This is a genomic window from Sphingobacterium sp. JB170 (assembly GCF_900163865.1).
GTDB lineage: Bacteria > Bacteroidota > Bacteroidia > Sphingobacteriales > Sphingobacteriaceae > Sphingobacterium.
The window spans coordinates 162,532-185,780 of the sequence record NZ_FUKU01000027.1 but is presented as its reverse complement, the minus strand read 5'-3'; the positions used below and the strand labels follow the sequence as shown (position 1 = coordinate 185,780).

The 23,249-nt window shown below is 41.2% G+C and carries 24 protein-coding genes; 9 read left to right on the top strand and 15 right to left on the bottom strand.

Annotated elements, in window-relative coordinates; all coding sequences use genetic code 11:
* Nucleotides 1–73: 73 nt before the first annotated feature.
* Complete coding sequence (locus FM107_RS08800; protein WP_086948184.1) at nucleotides 74–778, bottom strand: TIGR00730 family Rossman fold protein; 705 nt, start codon at nucleotides 776–778, stop codon at nucleotides 74–76.
* Between the two features lie 182 nt (nucleotides 779–960).
* Between FM107_RS08800 and recR the strand changes: the two genes are divergently transcribed.
* Nucleotides 961–1,575 (top strand): recombination mediator RecR, encoded by a 615-nt coding sequence (gene recR / locus FM107_RS08795; RefSeq protein WP_086948135.1) that lies wholly within the window; start codon nucleotides 961–963, stop codon nucleotides 1,573–1,575.
* A 10-nt stretch (nucleotides 1,576–1,585) separates the two neighbouring features.
* Here recR and FM107_RS08790 read toward each other — a convergent pair whose 3' ends face one another.
* The 4 genes from FM107_RS08790 to FM107_RS08775 all read right to left on the bottom strand — a co-directional run bounded on the left by FM107_RS08790 (nucleotide 1,586) and on the right by FM107_RS08775 (nucleotide 5,871).
* Complete coding sequence (locus FM107_RS08790; protein WP_086948134.1) at nucleotides 1,586–2,794, bottom strand: MFS transporter; 1,209 nt, start codon at nucleotides 2,792–2,794, stop codon at nucleotides 1,586–1,588.
* Between the two features lie 19 nt (nucleotides 2,795–2,813).
* On the bottom strand, nucleotides 2,814–3,773 hold the full coding sequence (locus FM107_RS08785) for a bifunctional UDP-sugar hydrolase/5'-nucleotidase (protein WP_086948133.1): 960 nt from the start codon (nucleotides 3,771–3,773) through the stop codon (nucleotides 2,814–2,816).
* Nucleotides 3,748–4,494, bottom strand: a complete 747-nt coding sequence (locus tag FM107_RS08780; RefSeq protein ID WP_256959437.1) for a 5'-nucleotidase C-terminal domain-containing protein — start codon at nucleotides 4,492–4,494, stop codon at nucleotides 3,748–3,750. The genes FM107_RS08785 and FM107_RS08780 overlap by 26 nt, the downstream gene beginning before the upstream one ends.
* Before the next feature lie 129 nt (nucleotides 4,495–4,623).
* Nucleotides 4,624–5,871, bottom strand: a complete 1,248-nt coding sequence (locus FM107_RS08775; RefSeq protein WP_086948132.1) for a PQQ-dependent sugar dehydrogenase — start codon at nucleotides 5,869–5,871, stop codon at nucleotides 4,624–4,626.
* Between the two features lie 455 nt (nucleotides 5,872–6,326).
* On the opposite strand from FM107_RS08775, the gene FM107_RS08770 reads away from it, so the two are divergent.
* The 7 genes from FM107_RS08770 to FM107_RS08740 all read left to right on the top strand — a co-directional run bounded on the left by FM107_RS08770 (nucleotide 6,327) and on the right by FM107_RS08740 (nucleotide 13,076).
* On the top strand, nucleotides 6,327–7,007 hold the full coding sequence (locus tag FM107_RS08770) for a hypothetical protein (protein ID WP_143559461.1): 681 nt from the start codon (nucleotides 6,327–6,329) through the stop codon (nucleotides 7,005–7,007).
* A 130-nt stretch (nucleotides 7,008–7,137) separates the two neighbouring features.
* Nucleotides 7,138–8,040 carry a hypothetical protein gene (locus tag FM107_RS08765; protein WP_143559460.1) on the top strand — a complete coding sequence of 301 codons (903 nt, stop codon included), beginning with the start codon at nucleotides 7,138–7,140 and terminating at the stop codon, nucleotides 8,038–8,040.
* Nucleotides 8,041–8,239: 199 nt separating this feature from the next.
* Entirely contained in the window at nucleotides 8,240–10,069 is a 1,830-nt protein-coding gene (locus FM107_RS08760) for a hypothetical protein (protein ID WP_086948129.1), read from the top strand.
* A gap of 143 nt (nucleotides 10,070–10,212) precedes the next feature.
* Entirely contained in the window at nucleotides 10,213–11,205 is a 993-nt protein-coding gene (locus FM107_RS08755; RefSeq protein ID WP_086948128.1) for an SPFH domain-containing protein, read from the top strand.
* A 7-nt stretch (nucleotides 11,206–11,212) separates the two neighbouring features.
* A complete protein-coding gene (locus tag FM107_RS08750) occupies nucleotides 11,213–11,455 on the top strand; it encodes a hypothetical protein (RefSeq protein WP_086948182.1) in 243 nt (80 codons plus the stop codon).
* Nucleotides 11,456–11,466: 11 nt separating this feature from the next.
* Complete coding sequence (locus tag FM107_RS08745) at nucleotides 11,467–12,270, top strand: hypothetical protein (RefSeq protein ID WP_086948127.1); 804 nt, start codon at nucleotides 11,467–11,469, stop codon at nucleotides 12,268–12,270.
* A 38-nt stretch (nucleotides 12,271–12,308) separates the two neighbouring features.
* The gene (locus FM107_RS08740) at nucleotides 12,309–13,076 is read left to right on the top strand and encodes a DUF6620 family protein (RefSeq protein WP_086948126.1); all 768 of its coding nucleotides are present in this window, start codon (nucleotides 12,309–12,311) and stop codon (nucleotides 13,074–13,076) included.
* A gap of 98 nt (nucleotides 13,077–13,174) precedes the next feature.
* On the opposite strand, the gene FM107_RS08735 is transcribed toward FM107_RS08740, so the two are convergent.
* The 8 genes from FM107_RS08735 to moaA form a co-directional block, all read right to left on the bottom strand.
* A complete protein-coding gene (locus FM107_RS08735) occupies nucleotides 13,175–13,900 on the bottom strand; it encodes a DUF1080 domain-containing protein (RefSeq protein WP_218778943.1) in 726 nt (241 codons plus the stop codon).
* Between the two features lie 150 nt (nucleotides 13,901–14,050).
* Nucleotides 14,051–14,959, bottom strand: a complete 909-nt coding sequence (gene moaCB / locus FM107_RS08730) for a bifunctional molybdenum cofactor biosynthesis protein MoaC/MoaB (RefSeq protein ID WP_218778942.1) — start codon at nucleotides 14,957–14,959, stop codon at nucleotides 14,051–14,053.
* A gap of 1 nt (nucleotide 14,960) precedes the next feature.
* Nucleotides 14,961–15,401 carry a molybdenum cofactor biosynthesis protein MoaE gene (locus FM107_RS08725; protein ID WP_086948124.1) on the bottom strand — a complete coding sequence of 147 codons (441 nt, stop codon included), beginning with the start codon at nucleotides 15,399–15,401 and terminating at the stop codon, nucleotides 14,961–14,963.
* Nucleotides 15,402–15,406: 5 nt separating this feature from the next.
* Nucleotides 15,407–16,507 carry a HesA/MoeB/ThiF family protein gene (locus tag FM107_RS08720; protein ID WP_086948123.1) on the bottom strand — a complete coding sequence of 367 codons (1,101 nt, stop codon included), beginning with the start codon at nucleotides 16,505–16,507 and terminating at the stop codon, nucleotides 15,407–15,409.
* A 2-nt stretch (nucleotides 16,508–16,509) separates the two neighbouring features.
* The gene (locus FM107_RS08715) at nucleotides 16,510–16,740 is read right to left on the bottom strand and encodes a MoaD/ThiS family protein (protein ID WP_086948122.1); all 231 of its coding nucleotides are present in this window, start codon (nucleotides 16,738–16,740) and stop codon (nucleotides 16,510–16,512) included.
* 493 nt (nucleotides 16,741–17,233) lie between these two features.
* Complete coding sequence (locus tag FM107_RS08705) at nucleotides 17,234–17,968, bottom strand: sulfite exporter TauE/SafE family protein (RefSeq protein ID WP_086948120.1); 735 nt, start codon at nucleotides 17,966–17,968, stop codon at nucleotides 17,234–17,236.
* A 10-nt stretch (nucleotides 17,969–17,978) separates the two neighbouring features.
* Nucleotides 17,979–18,422 (bottom strand): hypothetical protein, encoded by a 444-nt coding sequence (locus tag FM107_RS08700; RefSeq protein WP_086948119.1) that lies wholly within the window; start codon nucleotides 18,420–18,422, stop codon nucleotides 17,979–17,981.
* 33 nt (nucleotides 18,423–18,455) lie between these two features.
* A complete protein-coding gene (moaA, locus tag FM107_RS08695; protein ID WP_218778941.1) occupies nucleotides 18,456–19,445 on the bottom strand; it encodes a GTP 3',8-cyclase MoaA in 990 nt (329 codons plus the stop codon).
* Between the two features lie 476 nt (nucleotides 19,446–19,921).
* Here moaA and FM107_RS08690 point away from each other — a divergent pair, with 476 nt between their 5' ends.
* The gene (locus FM107_RS08690; protein WP_086948118.1) at nucleotides 19,922–20,548 is read left to right on the top strand and encodes a metallophosphatase domain-containing protein; all 627 of its coding nucleotides are present in this window, start codon (nucleotides 19,922–19,924) and stop codon (nucleotides 20,546–20,548) included.
* Nucleotides 20,549–20,633: 85 nt separating this feature from the next.
* Here the strand turns inward: FM107_RS08690 and FM107_RS08685 are convergent, their stop codons facing one another.
* Together FM107_RS08685 and FM107_RS08680 are read right to left on the bottom strand one after the other, a co-directional pair.
* A complete protein-coding gene (locus FM107_RS08685) occupies nucleotides 20,634–21,923 on the bottom strand; it encodes a DEAD/DEAH box helicase (protein ID WP_086948117.1) in 1,290 nt (429 codons plus the stop codon).
* Nucleotides 21,924–22,198: 275 nt separating this feature from the next.
* A complete protein-coding gene (locus tag FM107_RS08680; RefSeq protein WP_086948116.1) occupies nucleotides 22,199–23,233 on the bottom strand; it encodes a discoidin domain-containing protein in 1,035 nt (344 codons plus the stop codon).
* Between the last annotated feature and the right edge of the window lie 16 nt (nucleotides 23,234–23,249).

Here is a 23,249-nt window from a genome sequence, read left to right as displayed (position 1 = left end):
TAACAATTAGTCGCTGATAAGCAAAAGGGTCCTAGCACATCGACTAGGACCTTTTGTATTTTTATGTTTTGGCTTAAAAATTGGGTTTTAATAGGTATTTATCGTAAAATCTAAAGATATGCTCAACGGCTTCTTCGGCGGTATCTACCAATCGATATAGTTTCAAATCTTCTTCGGATATGTTCGCGTTACTCAACATAGTTTTTTCAATCCAGTTAAATAACCCCTCCCAATATTCCTTGCCGACTAATACAATCGGGAATCGTGCGATTTTTCCTGTCTGAATTAGAGTAATGGCTTCAAAAAGTTCGTCCATCGTTCCAAAGCCACCAGGTAACACAATGTAACCTTGAGAATATTTCATAAACATCACTTTACGAACAAAGAAATAATTGAATTCAAGAAGTTTATCGTGATCGATATATCGATTATTAAATTGCTCGAAAGGGAGCTCAATATTTAGTCCGACGGATTTCCCGCCAGCTTCAAATGCACCTTTATTGGCAGCTTCCATTATTCCCGGCCCGCCGCCGGAGATAACTCCATAGCCCTTTTCGGCTAGTAAACGCGCTATTTCTACTGTTGTTTCGTAATATTTATGTTCTGATTTGGTGCGTGCAGAGCCGAATATTGATACACACGGACCAATTTTTGCGAGCTTCTCAAATCCATCGACAAATTCTGCCATTATCTTAAAGATCTGCCACGAATCTTTAACTTTAATTTCTTGCCAAGTTTTGTTGGCAAATGAACGTCGGATTTTATCCTCTTTTACCATATTTAATATCATTGTTTAATGTTTCCAATATAGTGATTTTTTTCTTTTTTTGAATTTTAATCGACTCAAGCAATATGTTATAGATGATGCAAATGGCAGGTTGATGCCAAACATGGGTATCGTTTCTTTTGGTGCTTATTCTCTTTTTTGAATATTCCCTTTTTACTGTTTACATTTGCAATATGCAATTCTCCTCGAGATTATTAGAACAAGCGGTTGATGAGTTTGGAAGACTTCCGGGCGTCGGGAAAAAGACGGCTTTGCGACTAGTTTTACATTTACTAAAGCAAACTGATGGAGAAGTAGCACGCTTTACCGGTTCAATCAATCAATTAAAAGAAGAAATCAAGTACTGTAAAAATTGCTTTAACATTTCAGACGACACGGTCTGCGAAATATGCAGTTCGCATAAACGCGACCAAGAGATTATCTGCGTAGTTGAAGATACACGCGACGTAATGGCTATTGAAAATACCAATCAATATCAGGGGGTGTACCATGTATTAGGTGGTTTAATATCACCGATGGACGGGGTAGGACCTTCGGATTTAAAAATTGATGCGCTCGTTCAACGATTAAGGAGCACGGAAATCAAAGAGGTTGTGTTGGCCTTAAGCGCGACCATGGAGGGAGATACTACGATATTTTACTTATATCGTAAACTTAAAGAATTTGATGTCCAAATCAGCACTATCGCACGCGGTATTGCCTTTGGAGGTGAACTTGAATATGTTGACGAGTTGACTCTAGGGAGGTCAATAGTTACCCGTGTACCGTATGAAAAAAATGCAGGATAATATTGTCCATTTACATTTTTTTTAAGATCCACGAAAAGCCGAAGCTCGTAACGATTAAAAGCGTTCCTGTACACAGCCACAGTATATCATAACCATAGTGCTCGGCTAAATAGGTCCCGAAAAATGGGGAAAAGATATTGGCCGCGGCAAAAGCCAGCGAGTTAAAACCCATATACGCACCTTGTGTGTTTAGCGTAGCTCGCGAAGCACTAATGGTTGCCGTAAAGGGTAAGGTAAGCATTTCTCCAACCGAGAGAATAAACATGGACATATACAACCAAATTATACCCAACGGTAGATATAACATCAAGTAGGAAACACCTGCGATTGCGGATCCCAAGATCATGACCGTTCGCGGCGTGAGTCTATGTTCAACAGCATGTACGAGTAACATTTCAAATATGACGATAGTTAATCCACTGAACCCCATTAATAATCCTACTTGGGATTCATTAAGAAGCATCTCCTCTTTGTAGTACAGCGGCAGCGTGCTTAGCAGTTGAAAGAAAGCCATAGAGAACAAACAGCAGCATATATTAAATATGATAAACGGAGGGTCTAGGTATGCGTTACGATCGTTTGATGTTCGTCTCTTATCGTTGGGTGCCGCTAAAGGCTTGGTGATTGTACGCGGTTTTTTGTTGTGAAAAAATACGATAAAAACGAATGCCGCGAGTAAGACGGCTATGGCGTTCCCGTAAAATATCCAATTGTAAGAGATCATTGCTAATACCCCCGCTAACGCTGGGCCTATGGAGAAACCCAAATTTATAGCCATCCGGTTCAACGAATAAGCGCGGGTGAGATTCTCAGGTTTTGCATATCGGGCTACAGAAACAGAGTTGGCCGGCCTAAACGTATCGGCAACTAACGTGAGCAAAAAAATCATGCCCGCTAGGGTTTCTACATTTTGGAAACTTGGTAACACTAAAAATATAGGTGCAGTTAGTAGTAGGCTAAAACACTGCACTTTATAGTTTCCAAATTTATCTGTTAACCAGCCACCCAACCACGATCCGCAGACGGAACCAAGTCCAAAACAGCCTAAAACGACTCCGATCTGTGGCTTGCTAAACCCGAGTTCTGAGGACATATATATACCCAAGAAGGGAATCACCATAGATCCAATACGGTTAATAAGCATGACCGTTGCTAGTAACCAAGCTTCTTTAGAGAGGCCCCGATAAGAGTCAATATAGAGACGAATTAATTTTTTCAATTAAAATTATGCTGATGATTTAGGTAGTTACCGTCTGGTCGAATGACCGGTCGATCGTATAATGTTGTGCAATTACCTTTTTACTCCCTTGGGATTTGTTAAATATGACGTCTAGACGTCCCAGTCGTATGCCAGCGAAACCCACTTGGTTTATGTATACATCTTTGCTATCGAGATCTTTAACTATCGTTGGTTTATCTAAAAACGTATGTGTGTGCCCGCCCAGAATGATATCTACGTTACGGATATTCGCGGCTAACTTGCAATCGGATATCTGGTCGTCATCATATGCGTAACCCAAATGTGAGAGACAGATTACTAGATCGCATTTTTCCTTTTCTTTTAGAAGCTTCGCGACGTCATTTACAATTGGAACAGGGTCTAAATAAGTCATCCCTTTATAGCTGTTCGGGTCGACGAGTCCTTCTATATTTATCCCCACGCCCGTGATTCCTATACGCAGTCCACTGCGCTGAATAACGACGTAGTCTTTTGTTTTACCTGCTAACACCGTTCCAGAAAAGTCATAGTTGGCCGTTAAGAAAGGAAAGTTCGCACGATCAAAATGTTTTATTATACCGTCCAGTCCGTTGTCAAACTCGTGGTTGCCAAAAGTGCCGGCGTCATAACCCAATTTACTCATGAGCTCTAGTTCCAATTTGCCTCCGAATAAATTGAAGTACGGGGTACCTTGGAACATATCTCCCGAATCAAGGAGTAGCACGTTGTCCTGCTCCGCACGTATCTTTTGAACAAGTGTACTTCGACGCGCCACACCACCTAGTCCTTGATTCCTTGAACCATCCATCGGGAAAGGTTCAATGCGGCTGTGTACGTCGTTGGTATGCAGGATTGTCAATCGTACATCTTTTGCGCCGGCCAGGACATTTTGATAGCCGCCACCGAGTGTAGCAATCGCCCCTAGTGCAATAGATTGTTTTATAAACTGTCTTCTAGTTCGCGGTACGAATTCTTCCATCTAATTTAGTCTGAATGTGTTTGCCTTGATTAGTTAAAAGAGATACATATTCTATTAATGTCTCTCGAACGCGCTGAGGGTAGTCTTTACGTGCAAGCACGGAATCCAAGAATGTAATATAATCGCCCCCGTTTGCTAGGTAGTCGTAAGTCACCATTTTGTAGGTACCTTGCGGGTTTACGGGCTTTCCGTTGACCTGGAAGCTAATCACCTTTTGATTTTGGATAACAAGGTTAATTCCCCCAGCAGGCTGCCCGTCCATGCTAGCCATGTAATCGGCCCAGCGCTGTAGATCCGCGCCAGTAACCGTCAGTATAGTAATCGCATTCTCAAAAGGCATCATTTCAAAAATATTCCCAACGGTAATATCCCCTTTAGAAATCTCCGCACGAATTCCGCCTTTAGTTGCAAAGCTTACGCTTACCTCCGGATCCAGCTGTTTTCCTTTCCATAAAAGCGCATCAACAAAGAAATTCCCTGCAAGACTTTCTGCCCCCCGGTTTTTAGTTAATGAAACATCAGTGACGCCAATGACGCGGTCCATTTCTTCTTCGAGCTGTTTCTTGAAAGGGGAATAATAATTTACGATTGCCGTATCACTCGCCATGGTACTATCAATTTGATAATATTGTACCTTACTTATATCCGGGTGTAGTTGTGTTTTGCAGGACACAATTGACAGCGAAATTAGCAATATCGCTATATGCCATGAACATTTCATACGCATGAATTTTTTACAAAAATACAGACTATAATTAGATTTCTTATAGACCAATGATAAATATCTTGTTAAAAAAATGGGCACTTTGCGGTATGCCAAGTGCCCATTGTAACTGTATTATTGTTTACCTTATTTTTTAGAAATTTTATATAATTTACCGCCATCGGTAATCGTGTATAACGCTCCATCCACACCTTGTTTGATGTCGCGGAAGCGCTGACCTTCTTTTGCAAGGAGTCGCTCTTCACCCACTACTTTCTTGTCTTTAATTACGATACGTGCAATATGAGTACTGCTTAAGCCCGAGATGAATAAATTGTTCTTCCACTCAGGTATCTGTTCACCCTCGTAAAATGTAATTCCGCTAGGAGAGAGGACAGGGTCCCAATAATAAACTGGCTGCTCGAGGCCTTCTTTTTGTTGAATAACCGGATCGCCTACCTTTTCTCCACTATATTCGAGTCCATAGGTGATTGCTGGCCAACCATAATGTTTCCCTGGTTCAATTCTATTTAATTCATCGCCCCCTCTAGGACCGAATTCAGTTTCCCATAAGTCTCCCGTTTCAGGGTGGAAGGCCAAGCCTTGCACGTTACGATGTCCATAGGAATAAATCTCTGGACGAGCATCTGGCTGAGAGGCAAATGGATTGCCTTCCGCTGGTTTGCCATCTTTAGTAATTCGTATAATTTTACCCAAGGCAGAAGTTAAATCTGCCGCTTGCGGCCGAGTTTCTAGATCTGATCGTTCTCCGGTACTTAAATATAAAAACCCGTCTTTTCCAAATAATACCCGTCCACCATAATGCAGTTTACCATCGTAGGTTGGAAGTGCTTGATAGATAACAGATGCTTGTTCAATAGTTTTCTCATCCTCGGAAAGTCGGCCTTTACCCACCGCCGTATGATTTCCACCATTCGCTGGCTCAGAGAACGCCCAATAAACTGTCCGGTTAGAGCTAAAATCGGGGTCTAAGGTAATGCCTAGTAATCCTCCTTGTCCGTCGGCATCAACTTTGGGTAATCCGATGATTGCCTCACTGACGGCTCCATCTAGACCGACAATACGTAAAGTTCCCTCTTTTTCTGTGATCAATAGCCGCCCATCAGGTAATACGGCGATAGCCCAAGGAGATTTAAGCTTGTCGGTAACAACCGTACTTTCATAAGCTGTCGTCGTTTTTACGCCGGCGATTCGCGTCTGCCCTTCGAACGCTGGTTTGTAATCCGCGTTGGCTTTTTGCGTTTCCACAGGCGGATAGATGCTGTCTGTGGCAGTGGTATCTGAAGAATTGTTCGATGCCGCTGTATTATTATTACAAGAGGCTATCAATAAACCGAATGCTGGTAACAAAAATGCTGGTAGTTTCCTTTTCATATGTTTGTCTATTACGTAACTAAAGATAGATATTTTGACTAGTTGATTTGCTTGCGTGTAAGTAATATGTTATTCTCTGTCGAGTTTCGTTTTAAGTCCACGAGAATTTAACCGCAAAATACAAGAATTTGTTTCAATTCAAATCAAAAACCGGGATTAAATTTTATTATTCGCCACCCCAACAAAGCCGCATTCCTGTTTTCGTTCTACGAGATCACTCGGCCCCATAATGTAGCTAAAGACCATCTTTCTTTGTGGACGCATCTTGCATTTTTAGCAATTGAACATTTCCCCAAGGGCAGCTAGCACGTACGCGTACACTATCTTAAATGAATTTATAAAGATCTAAAAAACAATATATTGCATAATGTGTAGTCAATTTGTAGTCGTGTTTGCTTTCCAATTAATTAATGTGTTGGACGCAGGAGTGGTATATTCGGTTAATGATAAAAATCATGAACTTGAATAAAAGTAATAATGCAAAAGCAATACGTATTCATGCCCACAGCGGAATAACTTTGGCGATATTAATGTTTTTGATGAGCAGCTGTACCCAGGTTACGCAAAGTTTTAAAGATACATTTACGCAACCTGCCGAAGGCGGTTCGCCCGGCGGCACAGCAGCGAGTATGCAACAACGAGAGAAGGAAAATGAGCAGCGAACAAATTACCTGCGTGACGCTGGATACCTACGTGCTGCGAAGAAAAAGCTCGAGAAATTGACAAAATTCCAGGGGAAAGTGTTGAACGTTTATAGCGATATACATTTCTACGATGACGGACGCATCATGTTAAATTTACAGGATCCCTCGATCGCTGAAAATATTGACACCTATACCTTTCGCGATGGTCAATGGCAAACGCCTGAAGCAATGCGTGTGAGCGGCCACGATAGCCTAAACGACGGATTAATACCGCTCGATACGGTTGATTTTGGTACCGTAACCATGATTTATGACTATCTGAGGAAAGAATCACAATCGATTGAAGGGGCAGCAGATGTGAGTCATATATATTTAATAATAAGGCCAATAAATATCGGTAATCAATGGTACGCTTCGCTACAGGGCGCGCGCGCAACATATAGTTTACGCGCAACGCTATCTGGCGAAATATTAAGGTTTGAACGAGATTAATAAATAAGATATGTCGCGACGGTTTTGGTTTTACTATTTAATGTTTTTCATTTTTATCTTTCCCATGGTTTTCGAATATCCATCGCTATTATTCGGAGCTGGGCCCCTAGTTGGCTACACGTCACCTTGGATGTCTATTTTATATCTGTTTATTGGAACTCTCGGATGGATCGTTCTTATCAGCGTTTATTATTTGAAAACGATTAATGCAGGAATAAAAACGGCGAGAAATGCAGAAGCCACTTTGCGTGACGGGATTGTGCGAGTAGCGCGAATAGAATCGAAGACGATTCGAAAAGAGACCGAAGATACGCAGCAATTAGAGTTAGAACTGCGTTTTAAAAACCTGGCTAATGTGTTTTTAAAAATGCCCTACGAGCTTAATGACAGCGCTCCAGAAAAGAAACGGTTTGAAAAGGGAACGAAACTCAACATCCGTATTAATCGTGGTTTGGGCGATCCGCTGTATATTATTGAGGGGGCCTGGGTAGGCAAATCACGTGTAATGCGCTCCTATACGTACGGATTTATCTTTCTTCTTGTGTTCTGCATCGGTTATTTATTATTTTCCTATTGGCTTCAAAATAATGGAATGGGGTGGCGATTTTTACACTTTTTTCATCCCTGGATCACGATACCCTATTGGGGATTGTTCTTTGGTTCGCTCATTGGAGGATTAATGTTTAGTGATGTGGTAGGTGTGCACTCGAAAGACGCCGTTTTAAATAGAAAAATTGTTATGCAGGGTGAATTTGCAATGGCCAAATTGCGTAATAGAAGCCTTACAGGCACCTATATAAACGAGCAGCCGCAAGTACGTTTCGAATTTGAGTTTAGAGACCGACAAGGTCAGGTCCGTGTGGGAGAAATAACAAAAATTATTAGTCTGTTGAAACTACACACAACGACCGAAACCGAACTGCCAATTCTTTATTTGCCTGAGGACCCTTCGAAAGTAATATTGGCAGAGGATTATTATCCCGCGGAGTCCGATCTATCGCTTCCGGATTCCTCACGCCCGTACATCGGTTAATTTAGCGAGGTCCGGGGCAGCTGGAATCTCTCGTGCGCAATCTCAAATGCGCTCACAGAAGACATTTACCAGGTAAAACGAATTCCTATGATCGTTTAGACAATCCATGAAGTTGAATTAAATTAATATATTTATTTTTTATTTCCATTGGATAGCGTAATTTCTACTTTTGGTTTAATTCAATCCATGTAAATCAAACATGCCGAAGATTTTATATTTTAGTTGTTTTATTTTTATTCTATTTAGTTTTACTGTACAGACGCAGCAAGATTCTCTAAACGTATTGTTAGATGAAGCAACGCACGCACGTATGGAAGCTAATTCCGAAGAAAACTATCGTTTACTTCAGCAAATGAAACAGCGGAATGATCTCGATGACTACCCTGTTGAACGCGGGAAACTGCTCGCTGAATTAAGTAAACATTATTTGGTAACCGATGATTTTGATCGAGCAAAACTATATGTAGATACCAATTTGACGCTGGCTAAGGTTGCGAACAACCCCGATGCATTAGCCCAAGCATACATTGGTGCGGCCACTTACTATAATTATTTAGATATCGGAAACATGGCCGTGGAGTATGCGCAGCGAGCAATACATCTGGTGGAGCAACGCTCCAATTACGCACTTGCGGCTAGAGCATACTATATTTTATATGGCGTGTACTCCGGATGGGATGATCTTGCCTTAACAAACAAATATGCAAAATTAGCGATCGAAAATTCACAACGGGCCCAAGATTACGAGTTACTTGCGAACGCATTTAATGCGTATGCAACAGTAATGGAATATCAGTACAGAAAGGACAAAAATCCAAGTTACCTTGATAGTATTGAACATCATTTACGTAGCTCGCTGGAAGTTTATCATCATAATCCATCGGCCGTCAGTAAACGCACCTATGCAATTTCTAACGTAAATCTGGCAAACTATTTTTTTAAGTTTCATACGCCCGAGAATAGTGCGACCCAGGATAGCATTCTAAAGTATGCAAATGTCGCCAAAGATAGTTACTTGATGCACGACCGAAACTATCTGATTATGGGGAATGTAAACGGCTTGCTTGCAGAAGTGGCCAAGAAACGTGGGAACGACCTCGCTGCCGAAAGTTATTTAATGGACTCCTATATTCATTTGAATGCCGCAAAGGCGCCTTCGTATTATGCCCTTGCCAACGTTACGCAAGGTCTAAGTGATTTTTATAATAATCGAGATGATTTTGAGAAAGCATTATTTTACCAGCAAAAGAAGCAAGAATTTAATCAAAAGATTTTCGACGAAGCAGAAATGCGGCAAGCCAAGCGGTTAGAAACGCAGTTTGAAAATAGTCGATTGCAAGCTGAGATACAGATAGGAAAGGATCGTGAACGTCAGCGCCGGATTCAAGTAATACTTTTAATTGGTCTGTGTGTATTGCTTTTTATTATTCTCTTGCTTCTTCGAATTTCAAGTCAAAATAAACATAGGTTGGCCCGCGAGCGCAATTTAAGGCTACAGCAACAGAAAGATGACAACGAGCGGCGCGCAAAGTTGGAGCAGCAATTTCAGCTCCAGGAGCAAGCTCGACTAAAGTCCGAGCAGGAGCTTCTGTATATCCGACAAGAACAGTTACATAAGGAAGCAATGGCCGATGCATTGCAGATCGAGCGGAAAAACAGGCTCCTTATTCAGCTAAAGGAGCGCTTTAAGCAGTTGGATACATCGGGTAATGTTGGCTTTATCAATCATATCATAAAGGAAGAAATGCGGCTAGAGGAAAAGGTCCAAGAATCGGCACGTGCATTTAAAGATATTCATCCGGATTTCTTTGAGAAACTCAAAAATCAATCCGAAGATAAGCTAACTTCACTCGAACTTAAACATTGTGCATACATTCATTTACAGTTGACCACCAAAGAAATTGCATCCGCCTTTCATATCGAACCTAAAAGTGTACGCGTTAGCAAATATCGAATTAAACAAAAGTTGCAATTATCCAAAGAAACTGACTTAGATAATTATCTGCAAACCTTAATTAGTAATTTTTAGCTCATGTGTTAATTCGTTTTAAGCTCTTGATATAAAGGTTTTTATGTGTTTTGTAGTCGGTTTGTAGTCAGCCATTATATAGCAAGTGGCGTCCTTCTGACGTAGATTTAGGAGCAAAGTATTTTTAACTAAAAATCTACCCGATGAATAAAGGTCACAATTTTTTACCATTTATAGAAGTCGTTGAATGGCATGATCAACCGGCACCAGTTATGATGTGGAAAGTGCCTGATGAGGATCGCGAGATAAAGAATGGGGCGAAGCTGATCGTTCGCGAGGGACAATCCAGTATGTTTCTGACACAAGGGACAGTAGCGGATATATTCGAGGCAGGTACTCATGTTTTACAGACCGAGAATATCCCTATATTGAGTCGTCTTAAAGGATGGAAACATGGTTTTGAAAGCCCTTTCAAAGCAGATGTATTTTATTTTGCGCGTAAACAATTTGTGAGTTTAAAATGGGGGACCCCCGCACCGGTGCTGTTACGTGATCCGCAATTTGGGCAGGTTCGTATACGCGCATTTGGTAGCTACAACGTGCGTATAAGTAATGTTGAGCGTTTTTTTCGGGAATATGCGGGAATAAGCGCAATGCTGACGATCAAGGATTTCGAAGCGAAGCTTCGGGACTACATCGCTCCTAAATTTGCCGAAGCCTTAGCCGATTTACAAGTTCCTGTGCTGGATATTGCACGTAACTTTTCGGTACTGAACAGTCAAATTGAACCCTTGATACAACCCTATTTTGAAGATTTTGGAGTAAGTATAACTCAATTTACCGTTTCTTCGGTTAGCCTACCCGATCAGGTAAATGAGTATTTTGATAAAGTTACCGGAATGAATATGGTTGCCGACGATACAGCTCGTTTCCGAGATTTTAATACTTCATTGGCAATTGGATCACCTGACAACTCGGTGTCGGGCGACGTTCAACAAGGTGTCGGATTAGGGCTACTCATTAAAGAAATGCAAAGCGCTCCCGCGGCACCGGTACTGCCTGCAAATGACGCTGCCAAGCCGAGTTCTAACGATATTACCGCCTCCTTATTGCAATTAAAAAAGCTATTCGATGCGGAATTAATTGATGAAAAGGAATATAAGGATAAAAAGACAGAATTACTTTCAAAATTATAAGCTAACAATGAATACACCAGATAAACAACGAATTTCATTAGTTGAACGACTAAAGAAGCAAGTATTGGAGCAGAAACGCGAGCCGATTGTCCTAGAGAAATCCAATACAACGATGCTTCAGTGTCCTGATTGCGGTGCAGGGCGCGCTAAAGTTGATGGGTTGACACATTGCGCTTATTGCGGGCGGCAATTGATTGAAGTCGTATTGAACGATGGTATAAATATAACGTCCAAGGATAATTCACAGTAGTAATTTGAGATATGAGTAATATATTTGGATTTAACAAAGAAAAAAAGACGGATCGAGATGATAAGGCGCAACCATTGGAATCTACGTCCGCTTTTAGCCGTTTTCAGGTGTTTCTGGCAAAACTAGACGAGCGCGCTCAAGAGATCGTGAAAGATGTCGAGGAATCGGCCCAAATTATTGCAGATGCGGATACAGATCCGTATAAGCGAAGTTTTCTACAGTTCAAATCTGCAATCCTAGCCCAGTTCACACAAATTATTCAGAAAGCAAGTGCAACCTACCAAACAAAAGTTATTCCTGCTGCACGGGGTATGGAGATGCTTGAAATAGCTCCTTTTTACGGCGATTGGAATGCACGTATGGTTGATACGATGCAAAAGTTGTTTCATGGCGTACTCGAGCGTGACTTGGAGAAAGAATATGCCCAAGCAATGGACGAATACAATTCCGCCGTTCATACATTTAGTTGTATGCAGTGTGGAGCAAAGCTCGAGATAGATAAATTCTATTTTCAATCATCTTATATCACATGTACCTATTGTCAAACACAAAATACATTCAATCCGGGAACCAAAGCACGGATGATTGAACATATTGTTCAACCACTGGCACGCGCGCGGTGTAGAGAATCGTATCAACTTTATAAAGAGAAAAAGGAGCTGACAAGTAAAAAAGACGCTAAAAAGGAGTTCCACGCTTATCTAGACGCACTGATCGATGAAATGAATGCCATCCTACCTGGAATGTCGCAGCAGCATGAAAACTATCGTACACGTATGTTGGCAGATTTTGAAAACGAAATTTTGCCCTGGTAAGAAAAGAAAAACAAATAGACACTTAAAAATAAAATATCATGTTTAAAAAGCTAATAAAAAAGTTTAATGACAAAGTTGAAGATTTTGCGAAAGACGCGATGAAAACTCAGCTTGAAAAGAATACCTCAGAACAACCCAGCGCCAATTATGGGCAAGAGGATATGCAGAAAATTTTTGACATGGGGACGGCCTCGGTCGGCGTTAAAACGATGAATACAGCAACCGAAGATCCAAACGATCCCTTACTGGCTCCCGTTCATGGTTTAACGATCGGTGATTATGCCGCTGGTGCCTATAAAATAGGAGAGGGCTGTACGGCGGATGAAGTGTCCGCAGCACTGGGAGTTGAAAGACCTATATGGGATGAGGTGCAAACGACTTGGAATAACAGAATGCGGGATGATACGAGTTATAACCTTGTGAACGTATACTCGAAGCATTTTGGTCAGGCAAAAGAACACCCAAAATTTGCGACCCTAGTCCCGAGTAACAAACCGCAGACCGATGTGCTTTCTGAGGATGCAAAAGCGACACTGGAAAGGTTGGAAACCGACAAACATTATTTCTTCGAGATCCAAGGCGCGCTTGAGGCTGCTTATGCCAATGGTATGGATGGCGCGCAGTGGTTAATCGATAATCTTGGACTTTCCGTGGGACAGGTGAATGGCGCCGGGACTAAATATATGAATGATTTCAGTGTGATGGCCCAAATGATGGCTTACCAAGAACAGAAAAAGAATGAGTACAATGAGCAGTTCAAAAAGGAGAATGGAACTGGTGGGGTAGTCGATGACATCGACTTTTAATAACGATCCTTCCTGTAGCAGCGTGCCAGACCTGCAAAATGAAAAGCGCTACGACAGGTTAATTGTGTAGCGCTTTTCTAAAGCTGAATCTAGCCGGGCTAGAGCTGTTTGATTTTTAAATTCCTAAAGGTTACACCGCGCGACCAATCTTGTAACGCTATTTGCCCTTGTGTATTTTTACCAAATTCAGGGTAATCTTTAAATCCACTACGTTTAATTTGCTCTTTCCATTTGGTGGAGTTGAAATCTGCTTCGGCAGTCATGACATCATTTAGATAGAAGGTCACTTTGCCATCTTTCTGAACTATTCTTGATTTATTCCACTCAGTACGAGGTTTTGTATTTACAAAATTTTTCTGGGGTGCAAACGTATACAAACAGCCTGAACGTTTCAATGGTTTATCGAAATCTACATGTGCATCATCGAGTAGTTGATATTCCGGCCCTGAATGGTAAGTGGCATTGATGTTTGTATCCTCAATTACATTAATAAACACGCCGCTATTACCTTCTTTTTCAAGTTTCCAATCAAAGATAAATTCAAAATTTTCGTAGGTATTATCACTGATTAAGTCGCCTTTTTGCGAGTCACTTTTTGGATCGCAGTAAATCGTGCCATTTTGGACGACCCAAGGAGAAGGGGCATCTTTTTTGTTGTATATATGCCAATTCTTTAGTGTTTTTCCATCAAATAAAAGTTCCCAGCCCGCTTCACTTTCATCTTGGCTAAGCGCATTGGGCTCCCCATGCGAAGAACCGCACGCATTAAAAAGGACGAACGAGATAGCCGTGCATAGGGCCATATTCAGTAATGTAAGTTTCATTACGCTAACTTAATGGAAAAACTGCGTATTATCAATTTTTTATGATGCCATAACCCGTGTGCGAGCGGAGTTTCGTGAATTTATACAGCATGGGGTGCAAAGCCGCTCCACCAGAACGTGCAGGGATTATTTTCCGGTAAAAGAGGTGCGCTAATGTGGATTGTTACTTCGGACCTGAAAAACATGGAGTACCTGTGGGAAAAGAGCTGCCAAGTAGTCCTTTACCGCATTCTTCGAGCCCGGTAATGTAATGATAAGCGTACTATCCGAAAAGCCGGCAATGCTACGCGATAACATAGAGGTGCCCACCCGCTGTTGACCATAGTTTCGTGCCTGCTCCATGATTCCTGGAATTTCGGTTGTAATATATGGTTGTACGGTTTCGGGGGTGACGTCACGGATCGACAAGCCTGTGCCGCCAGTGAATATCAAAAGATCCACCCCCTGGGCTTTGTATGCTTCAAGCTGCGTAGCAATTGCTTGCTGATCGTCGGGAACCACTGTGTATAGTATAGGACTGAATAGATGATTCTTAAGAAAGGCGACAATCGTTTTTCCTGACTGGTCCTGCTTTTCTTGTCGATATACGCTATCGCTGCATACCACGACGGCCGCTTTAAGATCTTGTGTTTGGAAGGCGGTATTGTCACTTTTTCCTCCTTTTTTTTCTATCAGCTTTATCGCGTCGATCGTAATCCCTTTATCAATAGGTTTTAACATATCATATATTACTAATGCAGCAACCGACGCACCATGCATCGCTTCGACTTCCACGCCAGTTTTGTATATGGTATGGACTTCAACCTCAATATCAACGGTGAGTGCATTTAAATTATATCGTATTGCTGCATATTCGATGGGTAAGGGATGACAATCCGGAATCATATCACTGGTCTTTTTTATTGCGAGCAGGGCCGATGCTCGAGCAAACTCAAAAATATCACCTTTAGGAACGGTTTTGTTTCGTATAGCTTGCATTGTTTGGGGCGATGAAACGATGATTGTTGCCCCCGCAATTGCTTTGCGCAAGGTGAAGTTTTTAAAAGTTATGTCGACCATTTTAATAGTTTTTTTTCCATGTATACGTGCTGTCGGCATATAATTCTTTCCCCCAAATTGGGAGCTCTTTTTTTACGCGTTCGACAACTTCTTCACAAGCGCTTATGGCAGCTTTTCTTCGCTCGCTGCTAACAAAAACAAAAAAGCAGATTTCCCCCACACTGACTGATCCCAAACTGTGGTAAACTAGGATGCTGTCTAGGGCATATTTGCTAGAAACGCTCTCGCTGATTGCCTCCATTTGCAGCATTGCGAGATCCATATTTGCCGTGTATTGTATGGCTAATACCGGTTTGTTATCGATAGGGTCAGCTCGAATTTGTCCAAGAAACAGCGCGTGCGCCCCGACGCCGGTTTTCGACTCGTGCCGGAGAATAGAGTCCGTTATCATCTGAACAGGTATTGCTCCTTCAGTAAATATGTTCGTGATTCGGTTTTCCATCGTGATTAAAGCGTCATAGCTGAAAGTCCGCCTTCCAAATTGCGAATGGAATAACTTGTGCCAAGTTTCTCTGTAAGCATTTGTGCGGCCGCCTGACTTCTTTTTCCTTCTTGGCATACGACGATTATCTCCTTTTTATCGATTTGTTGCAACGAGTCGGATAGCTGACTTAATGGGATTTGGATATGTTTACACTGCAATTTAGGAAATTCGTGTGTGTTGCGTACATCAAGGATTAGAACCTTACTTGAATCCTGAATCGTGAGAAACTCTTGGGAACTAATCGATGGTACGTTATTTCCTTTTATGCCGCAATGAACAGCATAATCGAAGTCTTCAAATTCCGCCAGCGAACTAGGAGCGAAACTGTCGCTTACTCGCTGCTTGGGAGAGATATCAACAATAACGGTATTGTAGTCTTTAATATTGATGATCATTAATTTATTGACAAGGGGATTTCCAACACCGGTTAACAGTTTTAGTGCTTCGGTTGCCTGGAGCACACCGATTACGCCCGGTAAAACACCCAACACACCGCTTTCATTGCAGTCTGGCGAGTCGAGTGGATTTGGAGGGGTGGGGAATAAGTCTCTGTAGGTTGTTTGATTCCCTCTTTCATCAGCCTTATTGAATATAGCAACTTGTCCTTCGTATTCGAATATTGCTCCAAATATCAATGGCTTATCAAGTAACATACAAATGTCGCTGAGCAAATAACGTGTAGAAAAGTTGTCCGTACAGTCAATCACAATGTCATAACCTTCGATTAATTCGATGGCATTCTCTGGAGAAATGTAGAGGATATATGTTTGAATATTGACCAGCGGGTTCAGTAATTTCAGTCTGTCGGATGCAACCTGTGCTTTGTATTCACCGATTTGTGTACTGTCATATAGTATTTGCCGATGTAGGTTGCTCAAAGAGATTCGGTCGTTATCGACGATTCCAATTTTACCAACACCTGAAGCGGTCAGGTACTGCAACACCGGACATCCTAGTCCGCCCGCTCCAATAACAAGTATCGAACCTCGTTGTAGCTTTTCTTGAGCCTGTGGGCCAAAATCACGTAAGCCATAATGTCTCGCGTAGCGCTCTTCTAATTTCATTTTTAACCTCCCGAATAGGGTGGCATTAAAGCCACCTGATCTCCCTGTTTAAGTTGAGTGTTTGTTTTAATTACCGTGTTATTAACGGCAATCACAAAACTGCTATTTTTTAATTTTGGAAATGCTTTGTTAATGTCGTCGATTAACGCATCTGTATTGGTTGCCTTGTGTGTGAGGGTGTCTCCAAGCACGTCAACCAATGACCCATAGCTTTTAATGGTAATACTCATCATTTCAAATGTAATATTGTTAAACTCTTTAGTTTCTTTACTTACCGGTGACCGGTGACTTCATCCGTGGGTGAAAGCAATGCGAAACTTTCTTCCTGACTTCCGCCGGAAGCCTCCTGGATATTTCATACCTGAATGAGGCCGTCATCGACGTTCGTATTAAACAGTTCGTCCCACGAAAATACAACTTTATAATTATCTCGCGCAGTGCACACAATATAATAATTGCTGAATTCCTTTGGCAAATTTTCCGCGAACGATATATCTCTTAGGACGTCTTTTAAATGGACGGATTTTACTTCGTGGAAGGTGCTTTTGTATTGTTCTGCATGATTGCTTATTACTATGCTTTCTGACGATCGTTGATCCAAAGCGTATATATGTTTACTCGAGATCCAGACTATTTTATTGCAAAAAGTTGTTTTGCCGCGGACATCATTTGTCTGCGCGCAAAGCATACATAGATTCAAAATTGGGATAACCGTTAGTAATAATTTCATAATTTTGGTATCGTGAAAAGTAATTTATAAGAAGCGAGCGCCAATACGGAGGCAAGTACATATTTTAACCCTTCTTGATTTAATTTTCGAGCGCCAACGTATGCCCCTAGTATCCCGCCGCTAAATGCGACAATCACATAGATCCACATATGATTATTAAATACGATGCCTTGGGTTAACATGCCTCCAAGGCCAGCTATCGAGTTTACGAATATGAACGCTGCGCTTATTGCGGCGGTTTGTTTTTGATTCGTCCATTTCAGTAAAATTAGTATAGGGGAAAGTATGATTCCTCCACCGATCCCAATCATGCCTGAAAGTAAGCCAACAATTGCACCTATAACAAGGGCGATGTAGTTATTGGAATCCTTAAGTTTATCATGGTCAGCGCTTTTGAAAAAGAAAAATTTGATGATAGGAAAGAATAATAACCCGCCCAATATTTGTTTATATAAATAGTCGTCTAAGTTTATTGTACCCCCTATGAAGGCCATAGGGATAGATCCTATTGCAACTGATAAAAATAGCTTTTTCTTAAAATGATTTCCCGTGTAGTACTGCAAAAAAGAAGTTAATGACACAAATAGGTTAAGTACGAGTGCAGTGGGTTTCATCGCTTGTGGTGCAACACCATAGAGTACCATAAGTGCCAAGTATCCGCTCGCGCCACCATGCCCCACCGATGCATATAAAAAAGCAACAAAAAAAAGTAGTATGTAAAACCAGTCCATAGCTTAAAATTTATAAAGCAGGCATTGTGTAAAACATACGCCCCGTTACGTCTTCACTTTGGTTGAGTGCGTAATTTTTATCAAAGATATTATTCCGCCCTATGTTAAGAGAAATCCGTTTCCAAATTTTCACACTACAGTGGTCGTAAAATATAAGCGTTTTTATGGAATGATACTCGTTCATACGGTTGCTAGCATTAAAATAGATAATCTGTTTATTCCATTGCGGCCTTTCCCAATAGCGTGTTCGTGTAAACAGTCCGCTGAATCTATGTTCGTTCCCACATACAACGGATTTTCTTTCTTGTCCCTTTGGTAAGTGTAGATTCGCTCGCGCGTACTCGGTCTTTTGATTTTTGTTTTCTAGGGCGTACACATCTATTTCATCAATTTTAAAAGTGTAATCTAATGAGTCCGATTCGGTTTGCGTGAGACAGATATGGATAAATAGCAATGTTTTTATCTTGTCAGTAGCAAATTATTAAAATTACCCGCCAATTGATATCATACTACGGTTTTGCAGCACTTCGGGCTGAATCATAGTGAAATCGGTTTTCAGCTGACCACCGAGTCCTTTGGCTTTAGCGAGAATATTTTGTTTAATTAACGGTAGTATGGCTTCACTTCTTCGTAGTGGATTAAGTAGGTCCGTTTCATGTTTGGAGAATAAGCAATTCTTTAGTTTTCCATCCGCGGTCAGCCGGATTCTATTGCATTCCGAACAAAATGGCGCCGTAAGCGTGCTTATAATTCCAAATCGACCTTGGTAGCCCGGTATTGAATACAATTTACATGTGTCGTGTTTTTCACCGGCGATCGGTACGAAAGCGTAAGAGCGTGCGAGCTGATCCGTAATCTCTTGATATGTCATGACTTGATTGCTCGTCCATTTGTTATTGTCGAACGGCATAAACTCAATAAACCGAACGTCGATATTATTTGATCTTGTCAATTCAATAAAATCAACTAGCTCCTCGTCGTTGACCCCTTTCATCATAACGACGTTAATTTTCACTTTGAGCTCGTGTTGAAGGAGTAGGTCAATGTTGGCGCGAACTTTATCAAAATAGTCTCGTCGTGTTATTTTTAGGAATTTTTCACGACTTAGTGTATCTAAGCTAATATTTATACTTGAAAAATTAGTTGCTATGATTTGCGGAAGTAGCTCGTCAATCCGGATCCCATTGGTGGTCATATGTAGTTCAACGGGGAACTGCGCGAATACCTTTAGTATGTCCCGGATATCCTTACGCACAAGTGGCTCGCCGCCAGTTAATCTGATTTTATTGATGCCGTTTTCAACCAATGTTTTTACGATTGTCTCGATTTCATGAGGCTGCATCAAGTTTTTTGTCGGTGTAGAGGCGTAATTTTCCTCCGGAATGCAATAAAAACACCTTAAGTTACAACTATCTGTTAAAGAAATCCGAAGATAGTTATGTATACGTCCGTATTTGTCGGTTAAAATCTCACTCATTCTATCTGTTTGTGTATTGTGTTGGTATTTATCGATGTCTTTTTATTGTTTTTAATTTATTTAAGTAAATATAGTTAATAAAGTATAGATTTTAGTCTTATTTTGTGTTAATAATAGTGTTTTAGCATGTTGGTTTATCGATAAAAATTAATTTATCCCATTTTAGTTGTGGTTTTTAGTCTTATATGTTGGTTTTATAATTGATATCGCAAGTGTAATATCAATAAATGTGTTTGATTACTTTATTTAGTGTTTTAATATTCGAATAACACGCTCTCCTTCGTTTTTTTTGGGGGGATTATAGACTATATAGCGATATTTCGACTGTTTTTTGTGCTAGTTTTACACCTGGATGTGAAAAATGTGTTTCAAGGAATGATAAATTCAATTCACTAGAGGACCTATAACTCTACGATAATACAATGTTCTGGTCGGAAATTGCGATGTGAGTTAATAGAAAAGTTTTAGATTTGTTCATGCAAATTATAACCCTTTCTGATACACATGGCAAGCACGGCAAAATAGAAATTCCTGATGGTGACATAATCATACATGCAGGCGACGTAACTTCGATGGGGCGTAAACACGAAGTGGTCGCATTTTTCGACTGGTTTGCTAGTCTAAAACATCCACATAAGATCTTTATACCGGGCAATCATGATTTTTTCTTTGAAGCATTACCCGAATACGAAATTCTAAAATGGATTCCTCCCGGAGTTACTTATTTGAACGATTCGGGTGTTGAATTAGAAGGTCTGCGGTTTTGGGGCTCGCCAATCACGCCTTGGTTTAATAATTGGGCTTTTAACAGGCTACCGGGCGAGGATATCAGGAAGCATTGGGCCCTGATTCCGGCAGAGCTCGATATTTTGATTACGCACGGTCCGCCACGTGGAATTCTTGATAAAACAGTCGGCGATGAGCTTACTGGTTGCGCCGACCTTCTTAATTCCGTTCGGGCGGTGAAGCCGCTATACCATATTTTTGGACATATTCACGAGGGCTACGGGATGTATAAAGACCAGGACACCACTTTTTTGAACGCCTCGGTTTTAGATGAAATGTACCAAGTGCGCAATCAGCCTTGTACATTTGAACTGTAAAATAGCATAACGCGTGAAGCGCGGAGTAACAACATGATCAAAAAATCAGTAGAATTTGGTCACGCGAAGTCTGGCATAAGAGATGCTAGCCTTTTTTCTTTTTCATCTCTTGTCGCGCCTTTTTACCCGCACCTATGTTATAGGTTTTCGCATTGCTAGCTTTCTTCGTGTGAAAAGCGGCGCCGCGATTATTTTCGGCATCTTTTTGCGCTTGGTTATTTTTAATACTTTTTTTATTTGGATCATAAATAATGACACCGTCTGGGAGTTCCATCTCTTGCATTCTTTCACCCGTATGCTGTTCGATACGCTTGACGCTCGGTAGTTCGATGTCGGTTGCGAGTGTAAAAGCAAGCACTTCCTCTTCGGTCGACCGGACAATATATTTGACGTATTGTTCAGAATGCTCTGGGAGTTCAAAGTGAATGATAAATGGTATATCGTTTAAATCGACCTCATCGGTGTGTTCGTTTGCTATAATTAGCACGCGGCAGTCCGGACGCTTTTTAAATCCTTGGATGTCGTCAAATCCAAACGTCTCAAAGAATAGCGGATTTAATATGGCTACTTCATAGGGCTGGGTCTGAAATAACGATTCGGCCAATTTCTCTGCGGTATGGCGTGTGTTTACAAGTAATACAACCTTGTCAAATATTTCTTGATCGGCAAGTAATACATTTAAAAGGTTAATTTTTGTGGTGAAGTTCGGCACATGGTAGATGAACTGTGGGTACACATCAAGCTTACGCTCCAAGGGTTCTTCTGCTTCGATGGTCGTTGGCGCTTTCATGAAAACATCAATCATATGATGCAGTTTATCGTGCTCAACTGTACTAAAAACTAGGTGTTGACATTTTTGTGCACTTTGGGCAAGCTCACGAACGGTATTTGACATCCCTTGCTTGATGATTTCCTCAGCATCATCGACGATGAATGTTTTTAGCTTATTTAAATTGAGTCCCAGTTTAAGATATACGGCACGTGCGCGGCTTGGAGTTGCTACAACAATATCGATTCCATCGACGAGTGTATCGATCTCTTCTTCCATGCTACCACCGGTACGTAGGCCGGCAATGCTTAAATTTTTATTTTTACTTAAGGTGTAAAATTGATCTACAATTTCAGTGATACGCTCCTGATCGGGCGCTAAAATTAGCACTTTAGGAGCTTCGGCCGGTTCGAATTTTAAACTAGTTAGCACGCTCAGTATATAGGTTGTCGTTTTTCCCGCTCCCTCTGGTGCAATAGCAACTATATCATGGCCGCCAAGGATTCTAGACATTGTCTTTAACTGAATTTCTTTGGCTGAAAGAAAACCTAATTCTTTCACTGATGCAGTTAACCGCTTGCTTAATTTTAATTTTTCTAATGACACGCCTTGTATATTTTGATTCCGCCCACAAAGTTAGCTAAAAAACTTGGTCCAACCGCTATGGGGCATACGGCGGAGCGATCGTGATATAGGCACTCAAGGATTTGTTTGCCGGTGAGTCGGTCGTAAATAGAACGCGTGAGTAGAAAGATACCCTAAAACAAAATGAAGGATCATGGCTCATAAAAGAGCCATGAATCCTCAAGATAGGTTTCGCTAAACTACAACATCAAACTTCACCTATTACAATTTTTTTATGCGCCCTTCGTCTTAAGCAATTACTTGGGGAGTTTCAACATTCGAAATTCCGATAATTGAAAACTACCGCTGGATATCCGCGATATAATATGAATTCGGTAATAAGCGTACGGCGTGCTGTTGTCGAAGGAAAATCTGCGCGTTTGCTTACGTTCGGTGAACACTTCATCGGTCCGTGTGTCGATCACATCCCAATTTTCACCATCTTGTGAACCCATGATTTCCCAGCTTTTCGGGTCGCGGCTTTCTGAATCGTTGCCCGAGGTCATTGCATACCCGTTAATTACTGTCGGCTGCGAATAATCGAACTGCCAATAGAAATAATCATCGTTTACACCGTTTACATAGGTCTTGGTGTTGATGTCGTTATCGATAAGTTTTAAGGATCCTTCCCCCGCATCTCTCCCAGAGCCATTCTCGTGCGAGATGGAGAATTCACTATCTAAGATCGTCATATCCTGCACGACACCCCGGCCAGTAAGTAGCATCTCTAAACTTAATGTCGATCCTTTGGGTGTTTGTAAGGTTACAAAAACTGTTTTAAATTCGCCCTCGGGAATACTAACATCCATGGTTGGCTCTTGCGAGCGAACGATATATGTGTTGGCATCGACCATTTCCAACCATTGTATACTTTCTACCTCTATCGGCGTATCATAACTCATCTGAAGGTTATCACTCGAAGGTTTTGCAACTAGTTTTACCAATTTTTCCGGTAGAATATCGATTAATTCCTCGCGCTGCGCCCAGTATCCTTCGTCATTTTGGACGACCATTTTCACATTGTACGAGCCCGTGTTTAAAAATGTATGTACAGGTGATGCTGTGGACGAGGTGCTATCGTCGGCAAATGACCACTGCGCTTCTACATAATTTGTCGAGCTATTCACAAACTTGATGGTGAAAGGATCCTTTGCATCGACGGTTTGATAGGTAAATGCCGCTGTAGGCTTGGCAAGTAACCCTTCATTATCAATAATCGGATCGTCTTTGTCGCTACAAGCAGTAACTCCACTTAGTAGAAGGCCAATTATAAAAAAATATTTTATGTTCATAATTTGTTCTTTTTAA